This is a genomic window from Coprobacter tertius (genome assembly GCF_024330105.1).
Classification (GTDB): Bacteria; Bacteroidota; Bacteroidia; order Bacteroidales; family Coprobacteraceae; genus Coprobacter; species Coprobacter tertius.
This window is the reverse complement of record NZ_JANDHW010000026.1, coordinates 1-5354: the sequence shown is the minus strand read 5'-3', so window position 1 is coordinate 5354 and position 5354 is coordinate 1. Positions and strand designations below refer to the sequence as shown.

Here is a 5354-nt window from a genome sequence, read left to right as displayed (position 1 = left end):
AAAAAAACAAGTTCACGTCAATAGATAGAGGAAAAACGCAGAAACCTGATTATCGATCGAACACGTATTAAAGGAAATAAAAAAGAAAAATAATACAACGAAGAGTTTGATCCTGGCTCAGGATGAACGCTAGCGACAGGCCTAACACATGCAAGTCGAGGGGTACCATGGGATCAGCTTGCTGATTCTGATGGCGACCGGCGCACGGGTGAGTAACGCGTATGCAACCTGCCCGTAACAGAGGGATAACCCGGAGAAATCCGGCCTAATACCACATGAAAGATTATGTCCGCATGGATTTAATCTTAAAGACTAACGGTTACGGATGGGCATGCGTTCCATTAGCTTGTTGGTGAGGTAACGGCTCACCAAGGCGACGATGGATCGGGGTTCTGAGAGGAAGGTCCCCCACACTGGTACTGAGACACGGACCAGACTCCTACGGGAGGCAGCAGTGAGGAATATTGGTCAATGGGCGAAAGCCTGAACCAGCCAAGTCGCGTGAAGGAAGACTGCCCTATGGGTTGTAAACTTCTTTTATACGGGAATAAAATACCTACGAGTTAGGGGATTGCAAGTACCGTATGAATAAGCATCGGCTAACTCCGTGCCAGCAGCCGCGGTAATACGGAGGATGCGAGCGTTATCCGGATTTATTGGGTTTAAAGGGTGCGTAGGCGGCTTTATAAGTCAGCGGTGAAAATTTCCGGCTTAACCGGGAACCTGCCGATGAAACTGTAAGGCTAGAGTGTAAAAGAGGTATGCGGAATGCGTGGTGTAGCGGTGAAATGCATAGATATCACGCAGAACTCCGATTGCGAAGGCAGCATACTGGGCTATAACTGACGCTGAAGCACGAAAGCGTGGGTATCGAACAGGATTAGATACCCTGGTAGTCCACGCCGTAAACGATGAATACTAACTGTTTGCGATATAATGTAAGCGGTACAGCGAAAGCGTTAAGTATTCCACCTGGGGAGTACGCCGGCAACGGTGAAACTCAAAGGAATTGACGGGGGCCCGCACAAGCGGAGGAACATGTGGTTTAATTCGATGATACGCGAGGAACCTTACCCGGGCTCAAACGCAGGGGGAATATATAAGAAATTATATATCTAGCAATAGTCGCCTGCGAGGTGCTGCATGGTTGTCGTCAGCTCGTGCCGTGAGGTGTCGGCTTAAGTGCCATAACGAGCGCAACCCTTACCGGTAGTTACTAACAGTTAAAGCTGAGGACTCTACCGGGACTGCCAGCGTAAGCTGCGAGGAAGGTGGGGATGACGTCAAATCAGCACGGCCCTTACGTCCGGGGCGACACACGTGTTACAATGGCAGGCACAGCGGGGCGCTACATAGCGATATGATGCCAATCCCGAAATCCTGTCTCAGTTCGGATCGGAGTCTGCAACTCGACTCCGTGAAGCTGGATTCGCTAGTAATCGCGCATCAGCCATGGCGCGGTGAATACGTTCCCGGGCCTTGTACACACCGCCCGTCAAGCCATGGGAGCCGGGAGTACCTGAAGTATGCGACCGCGAGGAGCGTCCTAGGGTAATACTGGTGACTGGGGCTAAGTCGTAACAAGGTAGCCGTACCGGAAGGTGCGGCTGGAACACCTCCTTTCTGGAGCGTGTATCGGTCGGAGGAGGAAATGGTATAACCTCTATTTGCGATAGATCTTTCCGCTCTCGTACTGCCGTCTGTTGTATAACAATAACCAGAAGAATAAAAGTACCCAGCCCGAAGAGGCGATTTGACAGTCCTATAGCTCAGTTGGTTAGAGCGCTACACTGATAATGTAGAGGTCGGCAGTTCAAATCTGCCTGGGACTACCCTATAAGAAAATAAAGCACGATAGGGGGGATTAGCTCAGCTGGCTAGAGCACCTGCTTTGCAAGCAGGGGGTCAACGGTTCGAATCCGTTATTCTCCACATACGGATCAAAGAAAGATGAGATCCAAAGGTCATTGACATATTGAAAGAAAAGAAAAAGAACACTAGAGCAACGAGCGCGAAAGGCAGTATTCTCTATCTCGGAATCGAAAAGGATTCATAGCGGAAAGAAAGTAAGCAAGGGCGTATGGAGGATGCCTAGGCTCTTGGAGGCGAAGAAGGACGTGATAAGCTGCGAAAAGCCGCGGGAAGGAGCAAATATCCCTAGATCCGCGGATATCCGAATGGGGCAACCCGTCACAAAAAGTGACATCCCGCAAGTCGGGAGGCGAACGTGGGGAACTGAAACATCTCATTACCCATAGGAGAAGAAAATAATAATGATTCCGCAAGTAGTGGCGAGCGAACGCGGAAAAGCCCAAACCGATGTTGTTTCGGCAAGATCGGGGTTGAAGGACTGCAAAAAAGACAAGAGAAGAAGAAGCAGAAGAACCTGGAAAGGTTTATCGAAGAGGGTGATAATCCCGTATGCGACTCGGAATTGAAGTCGAGCAGTATCCTGAGTAGTGCGGAACACGTGAAATTCTGCATGAATCAGCGGGGACCATCCCGTAAGGCTAAATACTCCCAAGAGACCGATAGCGAACCAGTACTGTGAAGGAAAGGTGAAAAGAACCTCGAACAGAGGAGTGAAATAGACCCTGAAACCATACGCCTACAAGCGGTCGGAGCCCCCTAATGGGGTGACGGCGTGCCTTTTGCATAATGAACCTACGAGTTACTTTTGCCAGCCAGGCTAAGTGGTTCAGCCATGGAGCCGAAGCGAAAGCGAGTCTGAACAGGGCGATTTAGTTGGCAGGAGTAGACGCGAAACCAAGTGATCTACCCATGGGCAGGTTGAAGATTGGGTAACACCAATTGGAGGACCGCACCGTTAAGCGTTGAAAAGCTTTCGGATGACCTGTGGGTAGGGGTGAAAGGCTAATCAAACTTGGAGATAGCTCGTACTCCCCGAAATGCATTTAGGTGCAGCCTCGAGGTATTGTTTGAGAGGTAGAGCGACTGATAAGATGCGAGGGCTTCACCGCCTATCAAGTCTTGATAAACTCCGAATGCTCAGACAAGTTCCTCGGGAGTGAGGGCACGGGTGCTAAGGTCCGTGTCCGAGAGGGCAATAACCCAGACCATCAGCTAAGGTCCCGAAATATCGGCTAAGTTGAATTAACGAAGTAGAATCGCAAAGACAGCTAGGATGTTGGCTTGGAAGCAGCCATTCATTTAAAGAGTGCGTAACAGCTCACTAGTCGAGGGATTCTGCGTGGATAATAATCGGGCATAAGTCGATTACCGAAGCTATGGAATTATAAAGATTGGTAGGGGAGCATTCCACTAACCGCAGAAGGCTCATCTTGAGATGAACTGGAGGTCGTGGAAAAGCAAATGTAGGTATAAGTAACGATAAAGGGGGCGGGAACCCCCCTCGCCGTAAGACCAAGGATTCCTGATCAACGCTAATCGGATCAGGGTAAGTCGGGCCCTAAGGATAAGCCAAACGGCGGTTCCGATGGAAGAAACGGTAAACATTCCGTTACTGACGTAAAGAGTGAAGTGGAGACGGAGTAGTGACACGCCCGCCTGCTGACGGAATAGCAGGTTAAAGAGTGTAGATAATCGTATTGCAGGCAAATCCGCAGTATGAGTCGAACTTGATAGTACCGGGAGTCTTCGGACGAACGGATAGCGGCGGTAATCCGACTTCCAAGAAAATCCGCTAAACATATGTTTACGTCACCCGTACCGGAAACGGACACACGTGGTCGGGTAGAATATACCAAGGCGCTCGAGAGATTCACGGTTAAGGAACTAGGCAAATTGACCCTGTAACTTCGGGATAAAGGGTCCCGTCTGTACGGACGGGCGCAGAGAATAGGTCCAGGCAACTGTTTAACAAAAACACAGGGCTGTGCGAAATTGAAAGATGAAGTATACAGCCTGACACCTGCCCGGTGCTGGAAGGTTAAGAGGAGATGTCATCTAAAGAGAAGCATTGAATTGAAGCCCCAGTAAACGGCGGCCGTAACTATAACGGTCCTAAGGTAGCGAAATTCCTTGTCGGGTAAGTTCCGACCTGCACGAATGGTGCAATGATCTGGACACTGTCTCAACCGTGAGCTCGGTGAAATTGTAGTATCGGTGAAGATGCCGATTACCCGCAACGGGACGGAAAGACCCCGTGAACCTTCACTGCAGCTTAGCATTGAATTTGGGTAACTAATGTGTAGGATAGTCCGGAGGCATAGAATCGGGTACGCCAGTATCCGTGGAGCCGCTGTTGAAATACGGACCTTTGGTTATTTGAGTTCTAACTTGCGCAATAAGCGAGGACACTGCTTGGTGGGTAGTTTGACTGGGGTGGTCGCCTCCAAAAGCGTAACGGAGGCTTCTAAAGGTACCCTCAGACCGATTGGTAACCGGTCGCAGAGTGTAATGGCATAAGGGTGCTTGACTGAGAGACCGACACGTCGATCAGGTAGGAAACTAGAGCATAGTGATCCGGTGGTTCCGCATGGAAGGGCCATCGCTCAAAGGATAAAAGGTACTCCGGGGATAACAGGCTGATCGCTCCCAAGAGCTCATATCGACGGAGCGGTTTGGCACCTCGATGTCGGCTCGTCACATCCTGGGGCTGGAGAAGGTCCCAAGGGTTGGGCTGTTCGCCCATTAAAGTGGCACGCGAGCTGGGTTCAGAACGTCGTGAGACAGTTCGGTCCCTATCTGTTGTGGGCGCAGGAAATTTGCGAGGCTCTGACACTAGTACGAGAGGACCGTGTTGGACAGACCTCTGGTTTACCAGTTGTACCGCCCGGTGCACCGCTGGGTAGCTAAGTCTGGAATGGATAAGTGCTGAAAGCATCTAAGTACGAAGCCAGCCTCAAGATGAGATTTCCAGGAGGGTCGTTGCAGACGACGACGTAGATAGGTCGCAGGTGTAAAGGCTGTAAGGTCAAAGCCGAGCGAAACTAATCACCCGAAACTTTCAACCGCCGTCAAACCAAAGGTTTCCGTGCCGGATGATACGGATTATTCGCGTTTGTTGCTCGAAATAGTGTTTCAATAACTTTTCAGACGATATGTTCACCATCCAAAAGAGATTTCAGGTGGTTATAGCGTCAGGGTTCCACCTCTAACCATTCCGAACAGAGAAGTTAAGCCTGACCACGCCGATGGTACTGCGCAAGTGGGAGAGTAGGTAGCCGCCGTCTTAAAGATCGTTCCGTCGGACCAGCTGATATGTAAAGCTTAGCAAGGTCCGTATCGGAACGATTTTTTTTTCTCCCGTTTCCAGTCTTCCGTCTCCTTCCCCTCTGTTCCTCCCGCCCCATATGACTTTTTTTCTCTCTCTGGCCGGCTTTACTTCCTTTATTTTTTTTATCTGCGCTCTCTGATAGAAATCCTATTTT

General features: G+C 50.1%; 2 tRNA genes and 3 rRNA genes. All 5 read left to right on the top strand.

Annotated features, from left to right (window positions below):
- Positions 1-94: 94 nt before the first annotated feature.
- The 5 genes from NMU02_RS13660 (at position 95) to rrf (ending at position 5156) form a co-directional block, all read left to right on the top strand.
- Positions 95-1623, top strand: a 16S ribosomal RNA gene (locus NMU02_RS13660).
- A gap of 135 nt (positions 1624-1758) precedes the next feature.
- A tRNA-Ile gene (locus NMU02_RS13655) sits at positions 1759-1832 on the top strand.
- A gap of 26 nt (positions 1833-1858) precedes the next feature.
- Positions 1859-1932, top strand: a tRNA-Ala gene (locus NMU02_RS13650).
- A 128-nt stretch (positions 1933-2060) separates the two neighbouring features.
- A 23S ribosomal RNA gene (locus NMU02_RS13645) occupies positions 2061-4936 on the top strand.
- A 111-nt stretch (positions 4937-5047) separates the two neighbouring features.
- Positions 5048-5156: ribosomal RNA gene (gene rrf / locus NMU02_RS13640) — 5S ribosomal RNA — on the top strand.
- The 16S, 23S and 5S rRNA genes sit together here with 2 tRNA genes alongside, the layout of an rRNA operon.
- The last annotated feature ends 198 nt before the right edge of the window (positions 5157-5354 follow it).